We start from the raw sequence: 22,368 nt of genomic DNA on the forward strand, positions 1-22,368 counted from the left end.
TGTACAGCGGTCTCGTTGATTGATGCCCCATATTCGTTCATATATTTAAGTACCTCTAGTTTAAAGGGCAGAGTGTAATTTGTATAGGATGAAGCAAGTCCTTCCATCCCATGTTTTAGATAGCGAGCGACCCATCTTTTCAGAGGGGATAAACCTACATTTCTTTCTTGTGCAATGGATTTATAGGATTTTTTCCCTTCTAAGTACTCTAAAACTGCATGTAATTTTTCGTCTATCGTATATTTAGTCAAAAAAACTGCACCTCCAATTGTTAGATGTTGTCTAACAATTGGGGTGCAGTTCAAAATTCGGTCCTTTCATTTTATTGGATGATTAAAGATTATCTATTTTTTGGTGTATGTTATCGTGATGATCTCTTTTATCGTTAACCATTTCTCCATTTTCATTTTCTTCGTTACTCATTTTGTATCCTTGAGGCGATTTCAGCATTCTTTTGATTGTTTGTTCGATTGTATAGTCGATTCCTTTGCTGCCGGATTTCAATGTAGAGAAATTCTCGACATCTTGGGCAAGGGTTTGATAGTCATCACTGACATAGACATGATAGTAGCGAGGCACGATGGACATGGCAGTACGTTTAACTTGGTCTGCGGTTTCCGTCCGATCCTTGGTATTGGTATCATATACGACAAGCACTTCCTCATCAGTAACGAGGGTAGCGGCATCATTGACATTTGGAATCTGTACACTAAGTTTTGAAATCACATCAGACAGTTGTTCACGATCTATGGAAGCTGTTTTGTTGGAAATGTTACGGCCATCATGAGTCGTCTTATTTGTGCGTGTAAAGCCGAAATCATCACTTTTGTTGTCATGATTACGATAATCCTCGTCATAATATTGAGTTGGATTATTTACGTTTGTCGGGTTACCAGCATGGTTTTTTGCACCGAGCCCCAGATCTTTTTTATCGGAACATCCGGTTAGTGCAATCATCGAGCTTAAACCTATCGTTATTATTGTTTTTTTCATCAATTACACCCCCGTAACTTTAGGATGAACATATTTCTCTATATTTCGCTTAGTAATTGATGGGGAATCAGTTATAATTTAAATAAGGAATGTATTTATGAGAGGTGAAAAAAATGATTAACATCAATAACTTGACCTATGAAATCATCGAGGATGAAAGGGAAGGCTATAACGAAGAAGCGTTTAAAGCGAGATACAGTGAGATTTTAACGAAGTATGATTATATTGTAGGCGATTGGGGTTATGGCCAATTAAGACTTCGTGGATTTTTTGATGATACGAATCAGAAAGCGACGTTCGATACTAAAATAAGCACGCTTAGTGAATATTTATATGAATACTGTAATTTTGGCTGTCCATATTTCGTAGTGAAGAAAATAAAGAAATAAAGAAGGCCAGAACTGACTCTGGCCTTCCAAGTTAAGAGCTTCCATATCCTTTATAAGGAGGCTGTTCATCTTTTTCTGAATCATCATGTGTCGGATGAGCACCAGGATATTTTCGAGGTAAGTTTTCGTGCAGCGATTTATTTTCATAATTAAAGGCACTTTGATATCGTTGCCCTTCCTGCCATGGTGTATTTTTATTCTGCACTGGTTCATCTTTTGCAATGGGTGATCCAACAGGTCCTTCGGGAAATTCTTCAGGAATCAAAAAATCCCGCTGCTTTTCGACATTGGAGAAATCGTGATATTCCTCTTCTTTGTCCAAGGTAATCCCCCCTCATGTAATCGTACATTCAGTAGGTTTTCCCGTTTAAGAAAAAAACTTCAGGTTTCAGACGATTTCCATTAAAAAGTGACTTAGTTCTTCGGCTTCCGCTTCTGTCAACTGAAAGGCATGCTCAAGATAGCCTTCCTCTTCTAAATCATCTGGTCCAATAATCGCGAATCGGTTACTTTGCATATTTAATACAAGTTTTTTTCCATAAAAGCGATCGGTTGTTGTAATGGCCAAATCGAATCTTGATTCCGCACCCATGAAACTTATGAACCGGGTTTTTGAATCAACGACGTCGTTGTATAAATAAAAACGATCTTCCATAGTATCCCTCTCTTCTTATCTTTTCATTTGTAATTCCATCATAACAAAGTGACTACAATAGGGGAACAGCCATTTTTGGCGCTCCTTGGCTGAATTGGTACTTCTTCAAGCTAATGCATCATACCGCTTGTATATTCATCAATCAAAGAATATTTGTTAAGAATACAAATGGTGCCGTAATTGTGGTTTTTAACTGGAAGAAAAATGGCCGATGGATGCGTTACTATTGCTTTTTGTAAAGGTACTGGTTCAAAGGCTCTAGTCGAAGGAATTGAGCGTAAGGGAGAAGCTATGGTATCATCAAAGAATAAGGTTGGAATGGCACATAAGTTTAATAGGGCTGACCATTCAACTATAGAAATGATTCCTATATCACCTTAGATCAGAAAGGATCTGGAAAAAATGTATTTTGTAGACCGCCAAAAGATTGAACAAATATTAGGTTTTCTTGAAAAGCAGCTTGGACTTTTTGAAGGGCATGATAATTGGGATGGAGACGTTTCCGAACTTATTGCTGAAAGGCTTATACATACTTCGATCGATTCCGTGTTGGATGTAGGGAATGCGGTAATTGATGGTTTTATTATGCGTGATCCAGGCAGTTATGAAGATATTATCGATATTCTGCATGATGAAAAGGTCATTTCAGAAGATAAAGCGATACAATTTAAAAATGTGCTGCCGTTAAGGAAAATGCTGGTTCAGGATTTCATTGAAGTGGATCACAAAGAACTGCATACCGTATTCAAGGAGAATATCGAGGCATTCAAACAGTTTCCAAATTTGGTGAGAAATTATTTAATAAATGAATTGGGACCTGTGTCTGCTTTTAAAAACTAGTAGCGTTAGGAAGGCGAAATCGAATGAAGTCGTATAAAGGGTATTTAATTGACTTAGATGGCACCATGTACCGCGGGACGGAACAAATTGCGGAAGCGGCAGGGTTTATAAATGAACTAAGAAAAAGGGATATCCCTTATTTATTCGTAACAAACAACTCTTCCCGGACTCCGGCACAGGTAGCGGATAAATTGAGAAGCATCGGCATTTCAACGGAAGATGATCAGGTTTTTACGACAAGCATGGCCACTGCGAACTACATAGCTGAGCAAAAGAAAGATGCATCCGTCTATGTAGTGGGGGAAGAAGGCATTATCGAGGCGCTAAAGGAAAAAGGAATGAAGCTGGTGGATGATCATCCAGACTTTCTGGTGATGGGCATCGACCGCGGTGTCAATTATGAAAAGTTATCAAAAGCCAGTCTTGCAGTTAGAAATGGCGCCACCTTCATTTCGACCAATGGGGATATTGCCATTCCTACTGAACAAGGACTTTTGCCGGGGAATGGTGCTTTGACATCCGTTGTTTCCGTTTCGACTCAGGTACAGCCGATTTTCATAGGAAAACCTGAATCCGTCATAGTGGAGCAAGCTCTAAGAGTATTAGGGGTGCCTAAAGAAGAGACCATCATGGTTGGCGATAACTACGATACGGATATCATGGCTGGCATTAATGCGGGTATTGATACATTGCTTGTACATACTGGCGTTACGACAAAAGAACGCTTAAAGCAATATAAGGAGCAGCCAACATATGTGGTGGACACGCTCGACCTATGGCACTTCGAATGAAAAAAACCAGGTCTGCTAAGGCAGCCCTGGTTTTTTTATGTCGAAAAACTTCAAATTCCATTCACTGGAGGTTTATCATTGTAAACCATTAAAGGAACATATGACATTCCTATTCTGCATTTTTGGTTCTGTGGGCAAGCCTGCTTGAAGCGGCAGCTGCAATTGCCCCAACGATATCGTCTAAAAAGGTGTTGACCTTACCTGTACTTTTATCGTTTAAATATTTTAAGATACCCGGCTTTTGTTTATCGATGAAACCATAATTGGTAAAGCCGATGGATCCGTAAACATTAACGATGGATAAAGCTAATATTTCATCGACCCCATAAAGGCCTTCATCTATTTCAATGATGCTTTGCAAAGGTTCCTCAAGCAGTTTTTTCTCAGCTAGTATATCCAATTGAATGCCGGTCAGGATGGCATTTTGGACTTCGCGTTTGGAAAGGACCCGTTCGACATTGTGAAGGCAATCGGCGATTTGGAGATTTTCATGATAACTTGATTGTAAATACATGACAAGCTCAGCGATATCCTCCAGCTTCACTCCTCGTTCACTTAGCCATCTTCGAGCCGTTTGTTCTGACATTGATTGTTCAATATTAGCCATGTCATCACCCATTTCTCTATATTTTTAGGGATAGTTCAAATGCCTGTATTTTGATTTCTTTAAAGTGAAAAATCATGTAAGATGTTCCGATTTTCTAAGAAGGTTTCGATAATCATTCAGAAAACGGGTTATTCCACATATATATAAGTATATGATGTCCAATATTTCTATTATATCCATTTAAAGAAGGGGGCCATTCCATGATAGAAGAAATCATTTTTAATAATTACGGTATACAAGTTGAGCGCGAAGAAGCCAACAGCAGGTTTCCAAGCTTCCTGTCAGGAAATATGGTTTACAGCATCGTTCCCATTGAGAATATGGAGCAGGAGGAATTAGTCGAACGCCATAAAATGTCTCAATATCTGATTTCACAAGGAGATCGTCACGTTTCGGCCTTTGTTCTTGCCAATCATGGCAGTTACGTTTCTGAGGCGGATGAACAATTATTCATCCTGCTTGCCAATCAGGCTTTGGAAGGTCCGAAAAATTTCAATCCAGGAAGACGTCTGGCCAGATTCCATCAGCGTGGAAGAGGTATCAATGAAACGATTCAAACATGTTCAAGAATTGGTAAATGGAAGGAACTTTGGGAACAAAGGATCGATCAACTAGAAGGGATTTGGAGGGATAAGCTGAATGCTCATCCTGATAACCAGTTTGAAAAATTATTTATAGAAACCTTTCCCTATTATATGGTATTAGGTGAAAATGCGATTCAATATTTAGTCGACACGGAAATTGATGATACCCCGCAAATTGTCGATAGTGGAACCGTATGTTATGAACGCTTTTTACATGATACTTGGAAAAGCAATAAATGGATGAAAAATCCGTTTGATTGGGTTTTTGACCACGGAACCAGGGATGTCGCAGAGTGGGTGAGGGAACACTATTTTGAAAATGTGCATACCCATCAGCGGGGAATTGGACATTTTTTTCACCAATATCAGACCATTGAACCGTTCTCAAGTTTTTCAGCCCGGCTGTTATATTCCAGAATGCTATTTCCCATCCATTACTTTGAAACAGTGGAGGAGTATTTTTCAAAAACAACGGAGTCAAGGTCGAATGAACTGGAGGATAAGATATCTTCAATCACGAAGTCATCCCAACAATATGAGTCATTCCTCAAAAACTTTTATGAATTGGCGGAAGTCCCCGCCAAGAAATATAATTTGCCACAAATCGATTGGATTTAGATGAAAACTGGAAAGAAATATGATTCATCTTTACTTACTATGTTATGATAATAACAAGATTTTTTTGAATAGTTAGATATTAACTGGGTTACTTCAAGTTCGGGAAGGATTAGTCCATGAAAAGGATGATGATGGCCGCCCTTTTATTCCTGTTAGTCATCCAAGCGACAATGCCTGCTAAGGCAGAAATGAAAACAAGTTGTGAAGCAACTCAATTCAAAATTGTCATTAAGACTACTACGGATCTGAAAGAAAAGGCGTCGGCTGCAAGTAAAACAGTAAAAACTTATAAGAAAAATACTGAGCTATCAGTCAGTGGGAGAACTGGAGACTGGTATAAGGTCTGTCACTCTAAAAAGACTGCATATATCAGTATGGCGGATGCAAAAGAGGTTTTCAGCTCCAGTGAAAAAGCCCTGCAAAAGAAATTCGATACGAGAAAAGGCGTCAACCAAATTGTATCGGTGACAGGGAAGTCGATGAGTGACACGAAGGTCACGATCCAAACATATGAGAAGAAAAAAGGCGAATGGCGACGAGCATTAAAGAAGATGGAAGGCGTCATTGGGAAGAACGGCTTTACGAAGAGTAAAAAAGAGGGCGATGGAAAATCCCCGGTTGGTATTTATTCATTCGGTACGGCTTTTGGAAGCAAAACGAAGCCGGCAGGCGTGAAAATGGGTTATAAGAAAACGACAAAATATGACTACTGGATTGATGATCAAACATCCAACGATTATAACAAGTGGAAAACCTACAAAGGAAATCCCGAAGGTAAATGGAAGTCTTTCGAAAGGATGAATCATGAACTCTATAAGTATGGGGCGGTCATTAATTATAATACGAACCCCATCATAAAAGGAAAAGGCAGTGCAATCTTTTTTCATATTTGGAGAGGTGAAACAAAACCTACGGCAGGATGTACAGCCACTGCTGAAAAGAACGTCCTCAGTTTACTGAAATGGATGGATCCCGAGCAAAAGCCACATATAATAATGGGGACAAATGATTCATTAAAGTCGGTTAACTAATAATCATTAAAATGGTTTTCCCATAAAAAAATAAGTGTTATCCGCTCTTACTCTTTCAAGGGATGGACAAAAAATGTTCGTGTATTCATCTTTTCTAACTATTGATAATTATATGAATTAAACTTATAATGTCTACTATACAAATACAAGTGTTTTCTTCAGGAAAACAGTTTTTTAGGGGGAACCAAATATGAAAGCCATCTCGATCGGTTTATTGGGGTTAGGTACAGTCGGATCAGGAGTCGTACAAATCATTGAAAGGCATCAGGACAAGCTTATGCATCAAGTAGGCTGTTCCATTTCCATTAAGAAGATACTTGTCAAAGACATGAAGAAAGAGCGGCTTGTCGAGATTGATAAAGGAATATTAACTGACAATCCCGAAGATATCATTTCGAATCCCGAGATTGATGTTGTGATTGAAGTTATGGGTGGAATTGAAGAAACACGCCATTATCTAATAGAGGCAATAAAAAATAAAAAGCATATCGTCACGGCCAATAAAGACTTGATGGCTTTATATGGTCCGGACCTGCTTGAATTAGCAACTGAGAATAAATGTGACCTTTTCTATGAAGCAAGTGTTGCCGGGGGTATCCCGATTTTACGTGGTCTTGTTGATGGATTATCTTCTGACCGAATCACGAAAATGATGGGAATCGTCAATGGAACGACGAACTTCATATTAACGAAAATGAGCAAAGAAGGCAGAACGTATGATGACGTATTGAGGGAAGCTCAGGAGCTTGGATTCGCTGAAGCGGATCCAACAGCCGATGTAGGAGGATTGGATGCAGCCCGTAAAATGGCGATACTATCCACACTTGGTTTCTCAATGAACATTGGCTTGAATGATGTGGAGGTACAAGGGATTACTGATATATCCGAAGAGGATTTGAGATATAGTAAAAAGCTTGGCTATACAATGAAACTGATTGGAGTCGCTTCGAGGGCGGGAGACAGGGTCGAAGTAAGTGTCCAACCTGCACTTCTTCCGGAAGCACACCCGTTAGCATCAGTAAATAATGAGTATAATGCGGTATACGTTTATGGGGAAGCTGTAGGGGAAACGATGTTTTACGGACCGGGAGCAGGCAGTCTTCCGACAGCGACGGCCGCCGTTTCGGATATGGTGACCGTCATCAAGAATATGAGGCTTGGCGTAAATGGCCGAAGTGCCGTTTCACCGCAATTCCCGAAACAATTAAAAGACGCGACTGAAATTTCCGCTAAGTTCTTCATTCGATTACATGTTCAGGACGAAGTGGGTGTTTTGGCGAGAATCACCAATTTATTTGCAGAGCATGGGGTAGGATTCGATAAAATCCTTCAATTGCCGTTGGATGAAAAGGAATCTTCCGAAATCGTATTAGTTACACATACTTCCACTTTGGCTGCATTTGAGCAAATAAAACAGAAATTACATGATTACAATATGGTAAGAGAAGTGAAGAGTACATACCGAGTTGAAGGAGAGGAAATCAAATGAGTTGGCAAGGACTTATAAGCACGTATAAAGAATTTTTACCAGTCAATGAAAAGACACCTGCACTATCCCTATTGGAGGGGAATACACCTTTAATTAGACTGAATCGATTATCCGAAGAGTGGGGAATCGACTTACATGTAAAATATGAAGGGGCGAATCCGACAGGATCGTTTAAAGATCGCGGAATGGTCATGGCCGTCGCCAAAGCGATCGAAGAGGGCAGCGACACGATCATCTGTGCTTCTACCGGGAATACATCAGCTGCTGCAGCCGCTTATGCTGCTCGTGCAAACCTGCGCTGCATCGTAGTCATTCCAGAAGGTAAAATCGCCATGGGCAAGCTTGCTCAAGCCGTTATGTACGGAGCAGAAATCATCTCGATCGAGGGGAACTTCGACCAAGCTTTAAAAATCGTCCGTTCTCTTAGCGAGAGTTCACCAATAACACTTGTGAATTCGGTCAACCCGTATCGGATCGAAGGGCAGAAGACGGCGGCGTTTGAAATTTGTGACGCTCTTGGCTCTGCGCCGGATATATTGGCGCTTCCAGTTGGGAATGCAGGGAATATAACAGCATACTGGAAAGGGTTTAAAGAATATAATGAATCGAAACAAACGGGCCTTCCTGAAATGAGAGGGTTCGAAGCGGAAGGCGCAGCTGCGATTGTCCGCGATACCATTATTGAAAATCCTGAAACGATTGCAACAGCAATACGGATTGGTAATCCTGCCAGCTGGAACTTCGCTGTGGAAGCAGCAAATGAGTCAAAAGGTAAAATCGATGAGGTGACAGACGAAGAAATTCTGGAAGCCTATCATTTCCTTGCTAAAAAAGAAGGAGTGTTTGCAGAGCCAGCATCATGTGCTTCCATTGCAGGCATCTATAAACAATTAAAAAGCGGTGAAATCAAAAAAGGAAGTAAGATCGTTGCGGTTCTGACAGGGAATGGATTGAAAGATCCAAATGTAGCAGTCGATACAAGCACGATCCAACCGACACTGCTGCCAATGGATGAAGAGGTCATTTTAGAACATCTGCAAGGTGTGAAACAGGCATGAGTGGGGATTCCGAGATGTTCTTGATCCGTGTGCCAGCGAGTACGGCCAACTTAGGACCAGGATTCGATTCCATCGGTCTGGCGCTAGGGCTTTACTTGGAAATACACGGATCTTCATCAGATCATTGGGAAGTCATCCCACTTTCAGAGGAAATGTCCGTTTTTCCAAGGGATGATCGTAATTATATCGTCCAAATTGCCAAGAAAACGGCGGCTTCTTATGGAAAGGAACTATCTCCATGCCGACTTTTCGTCTCTAGTGAAATTCCACTGGCACGCGGTCTTGGCAGCAGTGCGTCTGCCATTGTAGCAGGTATTGAATTAGCCAACATCGTAGGTGAACTCCATTTATCCGATGAGGAAAAGAATAGGCATGCTTCACTCTTTGAAGGGCACCCTGACAATGCAGGGGCATCTGTTTATGGCGGATTGGTTGTGGGCCTTCATACAGAGCAAAGAACCGATGTTGTTTCGTTTCCAATCGAAGGAGTTAAGGTGATTGCCATCATTCCCAATTTTGAATTGCTTACGGAGGATTCAAGAAATGTTCTCCCACATTCACTTCCCTATAAAGATGCGATAAGCGGAAGTGCAGCCGCCAATGTTTTGCTTGCCGGAGTCTTATCGAAAGATTGGAAGCTAGTTGGTGAAATGATGCAAAGTGATCGTTTCCATCAGCCCTATAGAGCAGAGCTAGTCCCCCATTTAGCAATTATTGAAGAGGTTGTCCAAAAAGAAGGTGGATTTGGTACAGCTCTAAGCGGAGCGGGTCCCACTATTTTATGCCTGGCATCCGTTGAAAAATCTGAAAGGGTGCTCACTGGATTGAAGGAGGAATTTCCGGAGTTTCTTGTGAAAGAGCTGGAAATCGATAATGATGGCAGCCATACGGCAATCCTATCAGAGCAAGAAAAAAAGAAATTGAAATTTTTGAAATTGTGAGCCATACTTAACTTAATGACTGTTATAAAAAAAGCTGACCCGCGTCAAGCCGTATCAATTTTGATAGGGCAAAAGCCGAGTCAGCTTTATTTCTATAACAAGTTCTGGTCTGTATGAAAATGGTTGAACGTATATGGAAGAAGGATTCTTCTATACGTTGCTTGTTATTATTAAAGGGTATTAGAAAACTTGTTCAACTTCCACTACACCAGGCACTTCTTCAAGAAGGGCGCGCTCAATCCCAGCTTTTAGTGTAATGGTCGAACTTGGACAGCTTCCGCAAGCTCCTAGTAATCGTAATTTTACAATTCCATCTTCTACGTCAACTAGTTCACAGTCACCGCCATCACGAAGAAGAAACGGACGAAGCTTATCTAGAACTTCTTGAACTTGTACTTCCATTGTTTGGTTAGACATTGCAATCGACTCCTTTCATAATCATATTATAATGCGAAGATAGTAAAAAATCCAACTGTAACTTTGCGGAAATATAATCTATATTATTCAGATAAGCTGGAAACCGGTGAATGTTTCTTAAAAGTATTCAAAATGAATCAAATAAACTAAAATAATGGAGGGATAGCATGGTTAAGAAAGAAATTGAAATAGAAGTATATGGAGCGGAACAAATTTGCTCAAGCTGTGTGAATCTCCCCTCATCGAAAGATACGTGTGAGTGGCTAGAAGCCGCTTTAACAAGAAAGTTTCCAGAGCAGAAATTCAAGATTTCCTATATAGATATGTATAATCCTCCAGAAAAGATGAACCAAAAGAGCTTTGCCGCGAAGATGATCGAAGAGGACTTATTTTATCCACTGGTCCGCATTGAAGATGAGATCATTGCAGAAGGAAATGTACGTCTCAAAAAAGTGGTGGAAACGATGGAAAAATACGGATATAGGATGCAGAATTGATATATAATGGAAGAAATAAAAAACTGACCCATACAGGAGCGCATGGGTCAGTTTTTGAAATGTGGCATATGAAAGTTGTAGATCAACCGTTATGGTATTTATACATCCAGAGAATGCCTGATTTCATGAGGCGTGCCACTCTTCCAGTGATAGGACGATTTGCAACAAGACCAAAACCTTGTTTCTTCCCAAGGGAGCCTAATGTCCCTTTTAATTTCATGGTAGGGAAGCTTTCTGGAAGTGGTTCATTTGCCCATTTTTTCACAAGGACCTGGACGATTTGCTCAGCTTGAGATTCAGCTAATTGCGCACTAGGTGCATGCGGTAAGCTCGCACAGTCGCCGACTACAAAGATGCTATCGTTTGATGGAAGGAAATGCTGAGGCGTCAGGACAGCTCTTCCTTGGCGGTCCTTCTCAATATCCATATCGCGGATAATTTTACTTGGCTGAATTCCAGCTGTCCATACAATAACGTCACTTTGAACGGCTTCGTCGCCATTATAAAGAAGGTTTGGCTCTACTTTGGTTATATTTGAATGATGAATGATATCAATCGTATGTTTATCAAACCAAGATTCGACAAAGGTGCTTAATCTTTCTGGGAATGCTGATAGAATATGCGGTCCGCGGTCAAATAACTTAACGTTTAAGTCTGAGCGGCTTTCGATCAATTCACTTGCCAGTTCAACACCGCTAAGTCCGCCACCAACGATCGAAACGGTTGCACCTGCACCTAAATTATTCAATGCAGAATATGTGCTACGTGATTTATCGATTGTTTGGATACTATAAGTATGTGTGTCTGCGCCAGGAATATCGTGGTATTTATCTTCACAGCCAAGGCCAATGACTAAATCATCATAAACGACAGGATCTTGATTTTCTATAATGACTTGTTTATTTTCCATATCGATGGAAAGTACTTCTCCGTATACGTTCTTCAAGCGAGGATGTTCAGGAAATGCAACACGGATGTGTTGATCTGGAATGGTGCCTGCTGCTAAAGCATAATATTCCGTTTTTAAACAGTGATAAGGATTACGGTCGATAAGTGTGATGCTCACATTTTCAGGAAGCTGATTAGGCAGCAATCTTTGCAACATGCGCATACCACCATACCCACCACCAAGTATGACTAAATTCTTCATATGATTTTCCCCTTTATTTGATCTATTGAAAATTTGATAATTGTTTCACTTGTGAAAACAAGTACCCCTATAGGATTCCCCCAAATGAAGCCCTTTATAGTTTAATTAAATATATATACCCAATTAGTAGTAAGAATAAAAACATTAGATAATTTTCTTTTTTTACATACCCCGACAAAAGTATAACGAATATAAAAGGAAATCACAACCGGTATCTTGAAATCAGCTTATTTTTTATGCGTAAATATTGACTGGAGTTGGGAAAAGTAATAAGATGGATTGTTAGTAATGGTGAGGTGAAGCAATGTACCCGATTATTGAATTTTGTGTAAGTAATTTGGCCAGTGGCGCTCAAGAAGCTTTTGAACGATTAGAACGCGACCCTAATTTAGATATTATTGAATATGGTTGTTTGGGATATTGCGGAAAATGTTCCAGTAACTTATATGCACTTGTTAACGGTGAAGTGGTTTCAGGAGAGACAACGGATGAATTGGTGGAAAATATATATAAGTTCATTGATGAATATCAAATGTTTTAATCATCAAGGACAAATCAAAAGGCTGTTCCTTCCGGGGCTGCCTTTTCATTTTCTATTCTACTTGAAATGTCGCAGGCGATATTAGAAGTCTAGCTTCAGATACTTGGGTACCATTGTAGTCTCCAGTTAAATAGGATGCAACTGTTCCTTGAGAGTAAATCTCAAAAATCATTCTTCTTGTACAGTGTTTGATTGAACCTATAAAGCCAAGCGAAAATCGATTTCGACCAGGTTGATGTGTTTTTCTTTTTTCAAGCAGGAAAATTGAGCGGGGGAAATTCTTTGGTATATACTATAAGGAGAAATAGTCTATCTCACATATCAGAAGAAGGAGGGATTTATTGTGAGTGAAGTTGTTCAAGTAACGGAAGCTGCTGCTTTTCAGATAAAAGAAATGATGAAACAAAATGGTGAAGAGGGTTCCTTTTTAAGAGTGGCCGTTAAAGGCGGAGGCTGCAGTGGATTATCCTACGGAATGGGTTTTGAAAAAGAACCCGGAGAGAAAGATAGCCAGCTGGAACAGTTTGAAATTAAGATCCTTGTGGATAGCGGGGATGCTGATATATTGAATGGCACAGTAATTGATTATAAACAAACGATGATGGGTGGAGGCTTTACGATCGAAAACCCAAATGCTATCGCTTCATGCGGTTGCGGGTCTTCCTTCAAAACGGCAAAAAACGCTGGTACGCCGGAAAACTGCTAAGAAACTCAAATCTTTTAGAAAAGGGGGCCTAGATATGGGTGCCCCTAAGACTGTAGGTAAAAGGATAAAACAAAGTTGAACGGGTGTGCGAGACTCCCGCGGAAAGCGAGTGTCCTTCGTTTCGAATTTTACCAACCTCAAAAAACTGTCGACAAACCTCGGTTTTTATCTAGTTTGTCGACAGTCTTTAAGGCACCAGATAAAGGTGCCTCTTTTTCATGCTTATTTTCTACTTTTAAATATTGTTCAGAGCCTCCTTGATGGGAAGGGTGCCGCTAAAAATTTCGAATGTTTTGTTGAATGTAGTTTCCTCTGTTACTGATTGGGCAAGAACGGTGGCTACATCGGCTCTTGGAATAGACTTATTCGTATGATCCACTTTCTCATCCGCAAAGATTTTTCCGACAGATTGTTCATTTGTCAAAGCAACCGGCCGGACAATCGTGTATGTCAGCCCGCTTGCTTTTAAATGTTCATCTGCATCACGCTTTGATTCAAGATAATGGCGCATCCCTTCTTGGGCTTGCTCCGGATGATCAGAACCGACGGAGCTTAACATGACAAATCGGTCGATTCCCTTTTTCTTGGCCGCATCAACAAGTTTAATCGCACCATTCTTATCCACAGCTGTCGTTTTATCAGGTCCCGTATTTGGTCCGGAACCAGCTGCAAAAATGATGGCTTCCATGTTATCCACTGCTTTATCCACATTTCCCTCTAAATCTGCAAGGATGGGATGCCCGCCGAGTCCTTTTATCGTTTGGGCCTGTTCTTTTTTCCGGATCATTCCGTATACGTTCATTTGTGGATTTTTCGATAATTCCTTAATAATCTGCTTTCCGGTCGTTCCATGGGCTCCTGCGATTAAAATATTCATATATGTGCATTCTCCTTTCTGATCTTTTCCTATTCTTTACCCTATGAATAACAAGATTAAGCATGTGGATAACTAATGAAAAAACTTATCCACAATCATGGAATTGGGGATAACTAAAAAACCGGCTTAATGTAAGCCGGTTCCAGTTTGTAGTCAAAAGCGGTTCCATCTAAGTTAATTGGAACGGTTGTGCGAGACGCCTGCGGAATTTTACAAACCTTCAAAAAAAAAAGTAGACAAACTCCGTTATTATCGAGTTTGTCTACAGTCTGAAACCCGGCTATGAAAGCCGGATTTCGGTTTAGAACATCGAGGAACTATGCATTGGCTGAACTTTTGCTTTTGGGTCTATATATTGCTTGGCGTGATTGACAGCAGTGGGTGCCTCACCAAAACCACTTGCAATTAATTTGACTTTACCGTCATATGTTGCGATATCACCTGCTGCATATATCCCTGGGATATTCGTTTCCATTCTGGAATTCACCAAGATACTGTTCTTCTGAATATCAAGTCCCCATTCTTTAATGGGACCAAGAGAAGAAACGAAGCCGTAGTTGACGATGACTGCATCCACTTCCATCGTTTCTGTATCTTCACCATTTGTATCCTTGATGACAACTGTATGAATCCGTCCTGCAGTACCAATCAACTCTGAAGGTATGTAAGGAGTCTTTATTTCAACTTTTGAATTTTTAAGGGTTTCTACACTATGTTCGTGGGCACGGAACTTATCTCTTCTGTGAATGATGCTCACTTTCTCAGCGATGGGCTCCAACATTAGTGCCCAGTCCACTGCAGAGTCACCGCCTCCGAAGACCACCACTTTTTTGCCTGCAAAATGATTAAGGTCGTCGATGAAATAGTGAAGATTGCTGCTTTCATATTTCCTTGCATCATCAATTTCGATGCGACGGGGCTGGAAAGCACCATTTCCAGCCGTAATGATGATGGTTTTGGAATAATGGATTTCTTTATCTGTCGTTAACTTGAAAACTCCGTCGGCTTGCTTTTCCACTTCTTGAACGGCTTGCTCCAAGACGACGGTCTGTTCAAACTTTGCCATTTGTTCTTTTAAATTATTCACTAGCTCCTGAGCACGCACCTTAGGAAAACCTGCTATATCATAGATGAATTTCTCAGGATAAAGAGCTGACAATTGTCCGCCTAATTGAGGTAAGCTCTCGATGATTTTTACGGATGCTTGTCTCATGCCACCATAAAATGCAGTAAATAGCCCAACTGGGCCTCCGCCAATGATGGTGATATCATAAACTTTTTCATTAACTTCCAACGTTATCCCTCCGATATACTAGGTTTGCTGAAATTTATTCTCTTATTTTAACATAGTTGAATCTTTAAAAAAGGAGAAAGATTAGAAAAGTTAGAAAGTTTTGACTATAATAACGCGTTATATGATGAATATCCTTTGCCCTTCCTTCAATATGCAGGTGAGGATACTCTTTACTAAGGTTGGGGGATATAGTGTGGATATACTTCTTTTCTGGTAAAAAAGTAGCGTTTTTGGGTTTGATTTTTATACGAAAAAGTTCAGATTGTTACTTGTCAAAGGTATGGAAAAAGACTAATATTTACTTATATATCAATTGGTAAAATTTTATGAATTTTTCATGAAAATTATGAAGTGTTACGTGAAATACGTCACAAATGTATAAGAGTGCTTTTTATAATGGAAATTAATAAAATAAATATTAGTTATGGAAAGCATCACAAGAAAATATCGTAAAGGTGGACGAATTCTTTTGAAAAAGCCAACTATCGTTGTTTTAGGAGCAGGCTATGGTGGTTTGATGACCGTTACTCGCTTGCAGAAGGCATTAGGTCAAAATGAGGCTGAAATCGTGTTAGTTAATAAAAATGATTACCACTATGAAACAACATGGCTGCATGAAGCTTCTGCTGGCACGCTTCATCATGATCGTGTGCGCTATCCAATTAAAAGTGTCATTAACGGCAACAAAGTTAAGTTCATCCAAGATTCTGTTTTGGAAGTCAAGACAGAAGACAAAAAAGTCATCCTTGAAAACGACGAAATTTCTTATGATTACCTAGTGATTGGACTTGGGCCTGAATCAGAAACTTTTGGGATCCAAGGACTAAAAGAATATGCTTTTTCCATCTCTAACGTGAACACAGCACGTAAAATACGTGACCATATACAATTGCAATTTGCTACTTACAGCTCCGAGGCAGAGAAAAATGAAGACCGCTTGACAATCGTTGTTGGTGGAGCTGGTTTTACTGGTATTGAATTCCTTGGTGAATTGGCAAACCGTGTCCCTAAACTTTGTAAAGAATACGACATCGACTTCCAAAAGGTTCGGATGTACTGTGTTGAGGCAGCACCAGCGGTCCTTCCTGGTTTCGATCCGGAATTGGTGGATTATGCCGTTTCTTACCTTGAGAAAAAAGGTGTGGAATTTAAAATAGGTACACCGATCAAGGGAGCAACCCCTGAAGGCATCATCGTGGGAAAAGGCGAAGATGAAGTGGAAGAAATCAAAGCCGGAACCGTTGTATGGGCCGCTGGAGTGCGTGGTAACTCCGTGATTGAAGCTTCAGGATTTGAAGCTATGCGCGGGCGGATTAAAGTGAACCTTGATATGCGTGCACCAGGGCATGATGATATTTTCATCGTAGGTGATTGTGCGTTGATCATCAACGAAGAAATTAATCGGCCATATCCACCGACTGCACAAATAGCCATGCAGCAAGGTGAAGTCATTGCCAAAAACCTAACTAAGTTGGTTCGTAACGAAAGTGACCTTGATACGTTCACATTCGAAAACAAAGGAACGGTATGCTCGCTTGGCGATGACAATGCGATTGGGGTTGTATTCGGCAAGAAAGTGACAGGTAAGACTGCATCATTCTTGAAGAAGATGGTCGACAACAGAGCATTGTTACTGATTGGCGGAGCTTCTCTCGTTGCTAAAAAGGGTAAATTCAACGTCCTTTAAGTTTTTTCGATATATAATAGGAAAAAGCCATTTGGGGATTGTCCCTGAATGGCTTTTTCATTGGCATGTATCGAAGAATGTACCAGGAGTCCGGAGTATGTACCGTTCGCAGGTGGAATATAATGGGATAAGGGGGATGGAGCACTATAAAGTAAATCATCCTGAACTTGAACGTTTTAGTCATCATAGGTTTTGTGATTTGGAGTTTACACTACATAAAAAGAATCATAATGGAGGAAGTGGAGTTTGGTGGAACGATGCAAAAATGTTTGGCTGGCAGTGTCTGGCCTTGTGATATCGGATAAAGGTGAGTGGTTGGTCGTTAACAAAAGGTATGGCGGATTGAAAGGGCAGTGGTCGCTCCCGGCTGGCTTTGTCAAAAATGACGAAACCGTTGATGATGCTGTCGTAAGGGAAGTGTTGGAGGAGACGGGTATTCATACGAAAGTCGAAGGTATGGTGGGAGTGCGAAGCGGAGTCATCAAAGGGGATATAAGTGATAATATGTTAATATTTTTACTAAAACCGCTCAGTTTTGAAGTCACCGCTCAATTGGATGAATTATATGAAGCTAAATTTTTTGACCCTGATTTACTGGTCCAAGAAGGCAAGCACTCTGTATTATTGGAGCAGCTTTTAGCTTTTAAAAAGGAAAGAATGCAAACAATGCTCGACGGTGTGAACCCGGGAGATCAATTTGGGTATACATCGTATAAATTATTCATGTGATTTGGTTAATTATCTATTCTTCGGAATTATTTGGTATTAAGTCGTTGACGTGGCAATTATTTTTTCAGTAAACTAAAGGTGTGCTTTTAAGGAGGGTCTAGATTAACATGCCATTGCCTGTTTTAATTATCTCAATACTCTTATTTTTCATATTGTTTTTCGGAATTGGCTTTTTGTTGAATATGCTCTTTCGTTCTTCGTGGATCATGGTCTTCTTATTTCCAATCGTCTTCATTGTCATTGTCAATGAAACAAAGCTAATAGAATATTTCAGAAATCCAGGAATATCTTTTTCACACCTTGGGACGAACCTTACATCATTGCATTCGGCAGATATCATTATTTTATCAAGCGGGCTGCTTGGCGCGATTTTAGCTGGTGTGGTTATTAGGGTTTTAAGAAATAAAGGATATCAAATGTTTTAAAAAAGGGAAGGGCCGTCAATGAAAGACGGTTCTTTTTTGTGTGAAAAAAGATTGTTTTTATGCTTTATGAATACTTTCACTCAGGAAAGGGAACAAATATCCTTGTGAGAGGAGTGGAAACAAATACATATGAAGATTTTGAAGGCATTATTATTAAGGGTCGCTATTATCATATTATTCATCTTGGCCATCGATTCAACCTTATATCATGTTTTTGGGGCTACGTACGAGGACCATCCTTTTGAAGAGGCCATGCGCCAAAATCGAATGCTCGGTCTCGAATACAAAGCCATACATAGGGGCGACCAAGTGGCAACACTGGTTGCATCGGCATCCATGAGCAATGGTCCAAAGACAATAGACGAAGCACTCGAGCTCTTGAAATACCCTAAACATGAAGTATTGGCTACAGGCTATACAGCAGGCTATGAATCAACCGGAAAGTACCCGGAAAGTCCATCTTATGGAATTACTTATTCAGGAGTGAAGGTGAAACGGGATCTGTTTTCCACCATTGCTGCCGATCTTGCTGTATTTCCCCTAGGAACAATCCTTTGGATTCCTGGCTATGGATATGGGGTAGTAGCGGATAAGGGGGGAGCGATAAAAGGAAACCACCTGGATCTATACTACGAAACGGTACAAGATGTGTATAAGAACTGGGGGAAGAAAACCCTTGAAGTGTATGTTGTGCAAAAAGGAAACGGCGAGTTATCTGAAGAACAGCTAAACAAGTTGAATGAAACCAAGATCAGGCAGGTATTCAAGCCAAAAATTGCCGAAAAGGCGTTGAACAATAATGTACCTTCCTTTGCTTTTTAATGAAGTGCTGGGCAAACCATTGAAAACAGATTGGAGAAAGCAAAAGAGGCTGCCCTTAGTTGAGGCAGCCTTTTTGATGTAGTTTAATTTCCAATACACTCTTTACTCAATGCCGTTGTATGCTTCGGGGTGCAGGGTTTTTGCCAATTTTGCCAATCCATCCAGTAAACGTGGGGATGGACGGCAGAATAAGGGTTCTTCCATAATATGAATGTTATTATCCCTCACAGCCTTTAAATCGTTCCACCCCTTCCGTTTCTTGACCAGCTCCGGGTTTACTTTTCGTAAAGGAACACCGACCCATGCTAAGCAAATATGGTCGGGATCCTTTTTCAGGACCTCTTCCGAAGTGACTTGAATGCTTGCCATGTCTACTTCTTCGAAAACATTATACCCTCCTGCAAGAAGGCTGATTTCCGATAACCAGTTAACCCCCCCAGGGCTAAATAAGGGATTTGGCCACCATTCCCAATATAGGGACGGCTTTATTTCGATTTTTTCGGCGACATTTTTATATTGAAGGATGATATCACGGAATTTGGCAGCCTGTTCCTCTGCTTTCTCCTTAAGATCCATGGCCTCGCCCAATGTTAGCAAATCCTTCGCGATATCTTCTAGTGATTGCGGATTGAATGTGATATGTGGGAGGTTCCTTTCTTTTAATCCTTCAATGTTTTTTTCCATACCAGGTACACTAAGTGAAGCAAGGACCAAATCAGGTTTTAATGATTCTACATGATCGATATCAATCGATAAATCCGGCCCCACTTTAGGGAGATGCTGGATGGTATCAGGCCAATCCGAGAAGTCATCGATAGCGATCAGCTGATCTTCAATGCCTAGATATGTGCAGAGTTCAGTATTGCTGGGGCAAATAGAGATTATTTTCAAATGAACCACCTACCCTTGAAAGATGAAAAAGTGAAGTGCAAGTGCAATGAATACTCCGGTCAAGGCTCCGAAAAATACCTCGATTGGCTTATGGCCCAACAGTTCCTTTAATTGTTGTTGTTTCTGTTTATCTGCTTTCTTCTGCCAGTTTTTTGCTTGCTCGACAAATGTATTGAAGTCCGTAACTAGTCGGTTCAAGACGGCTGCCTGTTCTCCTGCCTGCCGTCTTACTCCTGTTGCATCGAACATCGTGATGATGGCGAAGATCGCGGCAACGGCGAAAACAGGAGAGTCCATTCCAGTTTCAATCCCTACGGCTACCGTGAGTGCTGACACGGCAGCCGAGTGGGAGCTGGGCATACCGCCCGTCGAGTTAAGAAGTGACCAGTTTACTTTGCGGAAAGCTATGAAGTGGATGGGTACTTTAATGAATTGAGCAAAGAAAATGGCAATCAATGCTGCGATTAAAGGGAAGTTGAGAAATAATTCCAAGAGTATCAGCCTTCTTTCTAGAAATAAGTAACGATGAAATCTATATTTGGGTAAATAAGAAATCCTGCTTAGTACAAGGGGCTATGAGGCCCTTATTAATTAGTTCCATCCAATCCGGTCGATTCCCTGCTGGATATAAGGATAAATATGATCTTTCTTATACTATTACTCTAAAGTGACCCATTTTAAACAATATCCTTGGTTAATATTAATGAAATGCCTAATTCGAAAATTTTGGAAGATTTCGTTATAATGAAAGTAATCGAATGGAGGAGGTAGCAGAATGTTCACAGTAAAAGATTCCATGAATTTAGATATGATCGCCGAATGCCTGATTCTAGGTGTATTCGACAGACCGATAAAATTCACAGGCTTAGGGAAAGAAGCCGATGAGAAATTAGGCGGTCAGCTAACCGAGTTAGTGAAAGCTGGAGAAATCTCTTCCAAGAAAAAATCAGTAGTCAAAGTACATACATTAGGTAAATTAGGAGTAAAGAGATTGATATTTGTAGGGTTAGGCAAGGAAAAAGAACTTTCCTTTGAAACGCTGCGTGAAGCTTTGGGGAAAGCGCGTAAAACGATTGCAGAATCCAAGCTTACGACGCTTTCGATTGCTTTGGATACATTCACGACTGAAAATCTGGATGCATTGGACGCTGCGCATGCTTGTTCTGAGGCATTTGAACTTGCTTCCTATAAATTTGCCGGATACAAGCAGAAATCGAACCAGGTCGAAAAGACCATCGAATCGATTACGGTTTACAGTGAATCGGATAAAGAAGAGATCGGGGCCGCACTTCATGTAGGGCGAATATTCGGAAGAGCGACGAACTCAGCGAGAACATTGGTTAACACACCAGGGAATTTGTTGACTTCCACGGATCTTGCCGATTATTCATCTGCTTTGGGAGAGCGTTTTGGATTTGAAGTGGAGATCCTAGAAAAGGCAGATATGCTCAAGTTGGGAATGGGCGCCCTCCTTGCTGTCAATCAAGGTTCCGTCGAGCCACCGAAAATGATCGTCCTGAAGTATCAAGGTAAAGAGGAATGGGAAGATGTTATTGGTTTGGTTGGTAAGGGCATTACATTCGATACGGGCGGGTACTCATTGAAAACAAAGGCTGGAATCGTCGGAATGAAGACGGACATGGGTGGTGCGGCAGCTGTTTTGGGTGCAATGGAAATTATCGGCGAATTGGGGCCGGATCAAAATGTCGTGGCTGTCATTCCATCCACAGATAATATGATTAGCGGCGAGTCTTTCAAGCCGGATGATGTAATCACTGCCATGAGCGGAAAAACGATTGAGGTATTGAATACGGATGCCGAAGGACGGCTGGTTCTGGCAGATGCGATGACGTACGCTAAACATCACGGTGCAAAATACCTGGTTGACGTTGCGACTTTAACGGGTGGTGTTATAACGGCGCTGGGTATGGATATGACGGGTGCAATGACGAATGACGTGGAATTCTATGAACAAGTCCTCAAAGCCTCAGAGGAGGCCGGGGAACCCATGTGGAGGCTGCCTATTACAGAAAAGGACAAAGAGCGTGTACGCAATAGTAAAATAGCGGATTTGAATAATTCACCTGGCGGGGCAGGGCATGCCATCATGGGTGGCGCTTTCATCGGTGAATTTGCTGAAGACACTCCATGGGTCCACCTGGATATTGCCGGGACATCCACGACTTCGAGCAACTCCGAATTGTGCACGGCAGGGGCGACCGGCGTCATGGCACGAACGCTTGCATTATTGGTTGAAACCTTTGAATCTAAATCAAAATGAACCCAAAAGATCCGAAGCCGAAAATGGGCTTCGGATTTTTTTATCAAAAGGTGTT

28 protein-coding genes are annotated in these 22,368 nt (G+C 40.9%); 17 read left to right on the forward strand and 11 right to left on the reverse strand.

Annotation, left to right across the window (positions count from 1 at the left end; genetic code table 11):
* Together LQ203_RS16065 and LQ203_RS16070 are read right to left on the reverse strand one after the other, a co-directional pair.
* A partial coding sequence (locus LQ203_RS16065; protein WP_230155323.1) for a transposase occupies positions 1-251 on the reverse strand: 251 nt, incomplete at its 3' end.
* Between the two features lie 82 nt (positions 252-333).
* Positions 334-993 (reverse strand): YhcN/YlaJ family sporulation lipoprotein, encoded by a 660-nt coding sequence (locus LQ203_RS16070; RefSeq protein ID WP_230159382.1) that lies wholly within the window; start codon positions 991-993, stop codon positions 334-336.
* 113 nt (positions 994-1,106) lie between these two features.
* Between LQ203_RS16070 and LQ203_RS16075 the strand changes: the two genes are divergently transcribed.
* The gene (locus LQ203_RS16075; RefSeq protein ID WP_230159383.1) at positions 1,107-1,382 is read left to right on the forward strand and encodes a YutD family protein; all 276 of its coding nucleotides are present in this window, start codon (positions 1,107-1,109) and stop codon (positions 1,380-1,382) included.
* A 31-nt stretch (positions 1,383-1,413) separates the two neighbouring features.
* Here the strand turns inward: LQ203_RS16075 and LQ203_RS16080 are convergent, their stop codons facing one another.
* Together LQ203_RS16080 and LQ203_RS16085 are read right to left on the reverse strand one after the other, a co-directional pair.
* A complete protein-coding gene (locus LQ203_RS16080) occupies positions 1,414-1,704 on the reverse strand; it encodes a cytosolic protein (RefSeq protein WP_230159384.1) in 291 nt (96 codons plus the stop codon).
* A 66-nt stretch (positions 1,705-1,770) separates the two neighbouring features.
* Positions 1,771-2,037 (reverse strand): DUF3055 domain-containing protein, encoded by a 267-nt coding sequence (locus LQ203_RS16085; protein WP_230159385.1) that lies wholly within the window; start codon positions 2,035-2,037, stop codon positions 1,771-1,773.
* A gap of 402 nt (positions 2,038-2,439) precedes the next feature.
* Here LQ203_RS16085 and LQ203_RS16090 point away from each other — a divergent pair, with 402 nt between their 5' ends.
* Positions 2,440-2,877, forward strand: coding sequence for a DUF86 domain-containing protein (locus LQ203_RS16090; RefSeq protein ID WP_230159386.1), 438 nt, complete (start codon positions 2,440-2,442; stop codon positions 2,875-2,877).
* A gap of 23 nt (positions 2,878-2,900) precedes the next feature.
* On the forward strand, positions 2,901-3,668 hold the full coding sequence (locus tag LQ203_RS16095; RefSeq protein WP_230159387.1) for a TIGR01457 family HAD-type hydrolase: 768 nt from the start codon (positions 2,901-2,903) through the stop codon (positions 3,666-3,668).
* A 109-nt stretch (positions 3,669-3,777) separates the two neighbouring features.
* Here LQ203_RS16095 and LQ203_RS16100 read toward each other — a convergent pair whose 3' ends face one another.
* Positions 3,778-4,275 (reverse strand): phosphatidylglycerophosphatase A, encoded by a 498-nt coding sequence (locus LQ203_RS16100; RefSeq protein WP_230159388.1) that lies wholly within the window; start codon positions 4,273-4,275, stop codon positions 3,778-3,780.
* Positions 4,276-4,475: 200 nt separating this feature from the next.
* On the opposite strand from LQ203_RS16100, the gene yutH reads away from it, so the two are divergent.
* From yutH to thrB, 5 genes are all read left to right on the forward strand, one after another.
* The gene (yutH, locus tag LQ203_RS16105; RefSeq protein WP_230159389.1) at positions 4,476-5,477 is read left to right on the forward strand and encodes a spore coat putative kinase YutH; all 1,002 of its coding nucleotides are present in this window, start codon (positions 4,476-4,478) and stop codon (positions 5,475-5,477) included.
* 116 nt (positions 5,478-5,593) lie between these two features.
* A complete protein-coding gene (locus LQ203_RS16110) occupies positions 5,594-6,508 on the forward strand; it encodes a L,D-transpeptidase family protein (protein ID WP_230159390.1) in 915 nt (304 codons plus the stop codon).
* Between the two features lie 190 nt (positions 6,509-6,698).
* Positions 6,699-7,997, forward strand: coding sequence for a homoserine dehydrogenase (locus LQ203_RS16115; RefSeq protein ID WP_230159391.1), 1,299 nt, complete (start codon positions 6,699-6,701; stop codon positions 7,995-7,997).
* Positions 7,994-9,055, forward strand: a complete 1,062-nt coding sequence (gene thrC, locus LQ203_RS16120; protein WP_230159392.1) for a threonine synthase — start codon at positions 7,994-7,996, stop codon at positions 9,053-9,055. Before LQ203_RS16115 ends, thrC begins: the two co-directional genes overlap by 4 nt.
* Positions 9,052-9,996 (forward strand): homoserine kinase, encoded by a 945-nt coding sequence (gene thrB, locus LQ203_RS16125; RefSeq protein ID WP_230159393.1) that lies wholly within the window; start codon positions 9,052-9,054, stop codon positions 9,994-9,996. The genes thrC and thrB overlap by 4 nt, the downstream gene beginning before the upstream one ends.
* Positions 9,997-10,176: 180 nt before the next feature.
* Here the strand turns inward: thrB and LQ203_RS16130 are convergent, their stop codons facing one another.
* Positions 10,177-10,413, reverse strand: a complete 237-nt coding sequence (locus LQ203_RS16130; protein ID WP_057912127.1) for a NifU family protein — start codon at positions 10,411-10,413, stop codon at positions 10,177-10,179.
* 167 nt (positions 10,414-10,580) lie between these two features.
* On the opposite strand from LQ203_RS16130, the gene LQ203_RS16135 reads away from it, so the two are divergent.
* Positions 10,581-10,910 (forward strand): YuzD family protein, encoded by a 330-nt coding sequence (locus LQ203_RS16135; protein ID WP_230159394.1) that lies wholly within the window; start codon positions 10,581-10,583, stop codon positions 10,908-10,910.
* An 82-nt stretch (positions 10,911-10,992) separates the two neighbouring features.
* On the opposite strand, the gene LQ203_RS16140 is transcribed toward LQ203_RS16135, so the two are convergent.
* Positions 10,993-12,060 carry an NAD(P)/FAD-dependent oxidoreductase gene (locus LQ203_RS16140; protein ID WP_230159395.1) on the reverse strand — a complete coding sequence of 356 codons (1,068 nt, stop codon included), beginning with the start codon at positions 12,058-12,060 and terminating at the stop codon, positions 10,993-10,995.
* Positions 12,061-12,364: 304 nt separating this feature from the next.
* Here LQ203_RS16140 and LQ203_RS16145 point away from each other — a divergent pair, with 304 nt between their 5' ends.
* Both LQ203_RS16145 and LQ203_RS16150 read left to right on the forward strand, forming a co-directional pair.
* On the forward strand, positions 12,365-12,601 hold the full coding sequence (locus LQ203_RS16145) for a YuzB family protein (RefSeq protein WP_230159396.1): 237 nt from the start codon (positions 12,365-12,367) through the stop codon (positions 12,599-12,601).
* A 343-nt stretch (positions 12,602-12,944) separates the two neighbouring features.
* The gene (locus LQ203_RS16150) at positions 12,945-13,307 is read left to right on the forward strand and encodes an iron-sulfur cluster assembly accessory protein (protein WP_230159397.1); all 363 of its coding nucleotides are present in this window, start codon (positions 12,945-12,947) and stop codon (positions 13,305-13,307) included.
* A gap of 235 nt (positions 13,308-13,542) precedes the next feature.
* Here LQ203_RS16150 and LQ203_RS16155 read toward each other — a convergent pair whose 3' ends face one another.
* A complete protein-coding gene (locus tag LQ203_RS16155; protein ID WP_230159398.1) occupies positions 13,543-14,184 on the reverse strand; it encodes an SDR family oxidoreductase in 642 nt (213 codons plus the stop codon).
* Positions 14,185-14,485: 301 nt separating this feature from the next.
* Positions 14,486-15,478: an NAD(P)/FAD-dependent oxidoreductase gene (locus LQ203_RS16160; RefSeq protein ID WP_230159399.1), complete on the reverse strand. Its 993-nt coding sequence runs from the start codon at positions 15,476-15,478 to the stop codon at positions 14,486-14,488.
* A 469-nt stretch (positions 15,479-15,947) separates the two neighbouring features.
* Here LQ203_RS16160 and LQ203_RS16165 point away from each other — a divergent pair, with 469 nt between their 5' ends.
* From LQ203_RS16165 to LQ203_RS16185, 5 genes are all read left to right on the forward strand, one after another.
* On the forward strand, positions 15,948-17,165 hold the full coding sequence (locus tag LQ203_RS16165) for an NAD(P)/FAD-dependent oxidoreductase (protein ID WP_230159400.1): 1,218 nt from the start codon (positions 15,948-15,950) through the stop codon (positions 17,163-17,165).
* Positions 17,166-17,262: 97 nt separating this feature from the next.
* Positions 17,263-17,460 carry a hypothetical protein gene (locus LQ203_RS16170; protein ID WP_230159401.1) on the forward strand — a complete coding sequence of 66 codons (198 nt, stop codon included), beginning with the start codon at positions 17,263-17,265 and terminating at the stop codon, positions 17,458-17,460.
* Positions 17,415-17,894: an NUDIX domain-containing protein gene (locus tag LQ203_RS16175; RefSeq protein ID WP_230159402.1), complete on the forward strand. Its 480-nt coding sequence runs from the start codon at positions 17,415-17,417 to the stop codon at positions 17,892-17,894. The genes LQ203_RS16170 and LQ203_RS16175 overlap by 46 nt, the downstream gene beginning before the upstream one ends.
* A gap of 107 nt (positions 17,895-18,001) precedes the next feature.
* Positions 18,002-18,319: a YuiB family protein gene (locus LQ203_RS16180; RefSeq protein WP_230159403.1), complete on the forward strand. Its 318-nt coding sequence runs from the start codon at positions 18,002-18,004 to the stop codon at positions 18,317-18,319.
* Between the two features lie 129 nt (positions 18,320-18,448).
* The gene (locus LQ203_RS16185; RefSeq protein ID WP_230159404.1) at positions 18,449-19,141 is read left to right on the forward strand and encodes a 3D domain-containing protein; all 693 of its coding nucleotides are present in this window, start codon (positions 18,449-18,451) and stop codon (positions 19,139-19,141) included.
* A 102-nt stretch (positions 19,142-19,243) separates the two neighbouring features.
* On the opposite strand, the gene LQ203_RS16190 is transcribed toward LQ203_RS16185, so the two are convergent.
* Positions 19,244-20,041: a cobalamin-binding protein gene (locus LQ203_RS16190; RefSeq protein ID WP_356714615.1), complete on the reverse strand. Its 798-nt coding sequence runs from the start codon at positions 20,039-20,041 to the stop codon at positions 19,244-19,246.
* Positions 20,042-20,524 carry a divergent PAP2 family protein gene (locus LQ203_RS16195; RefSeq protein WP_230159406.1) on the reverse strand — a complete coding sequence of 161 codons (483 nt, stop codon included), beginning with the start codon at positions 20,522-20,524 and terminating at the stop codon, positions 20,042-20,044. It lies immediately after the preceding gene.
* 283 nt (positions 20,525-20,807) lie between these two features.
* Between LQ203_RS16195 and LQ203_RS16200 the strand changes: the two genes are divergently transcribed.
* The gene (locus LQ203_RS16200) at positions 20,808-22,313 is read left to right on the forward strand and encodes a leucyl aminopeptidase (protein WP_230159407.1); all 1,506 of its coding nucleotides are present in this window, start codon (positions 20,808-20,810) and stop codon (positions 22,311-22,313) included.
* The last annotated feature ends 55 nt before the right edge of the window (positions 22,314-22,368 follow it).

This window comes from Peribacillus sp. Bi96 (assembly GCF_918698115.1).
Lineage (GTDB): Bacteria > Bacillota > Bacilli > Bacillales > DSM-1321 > Peribacillus.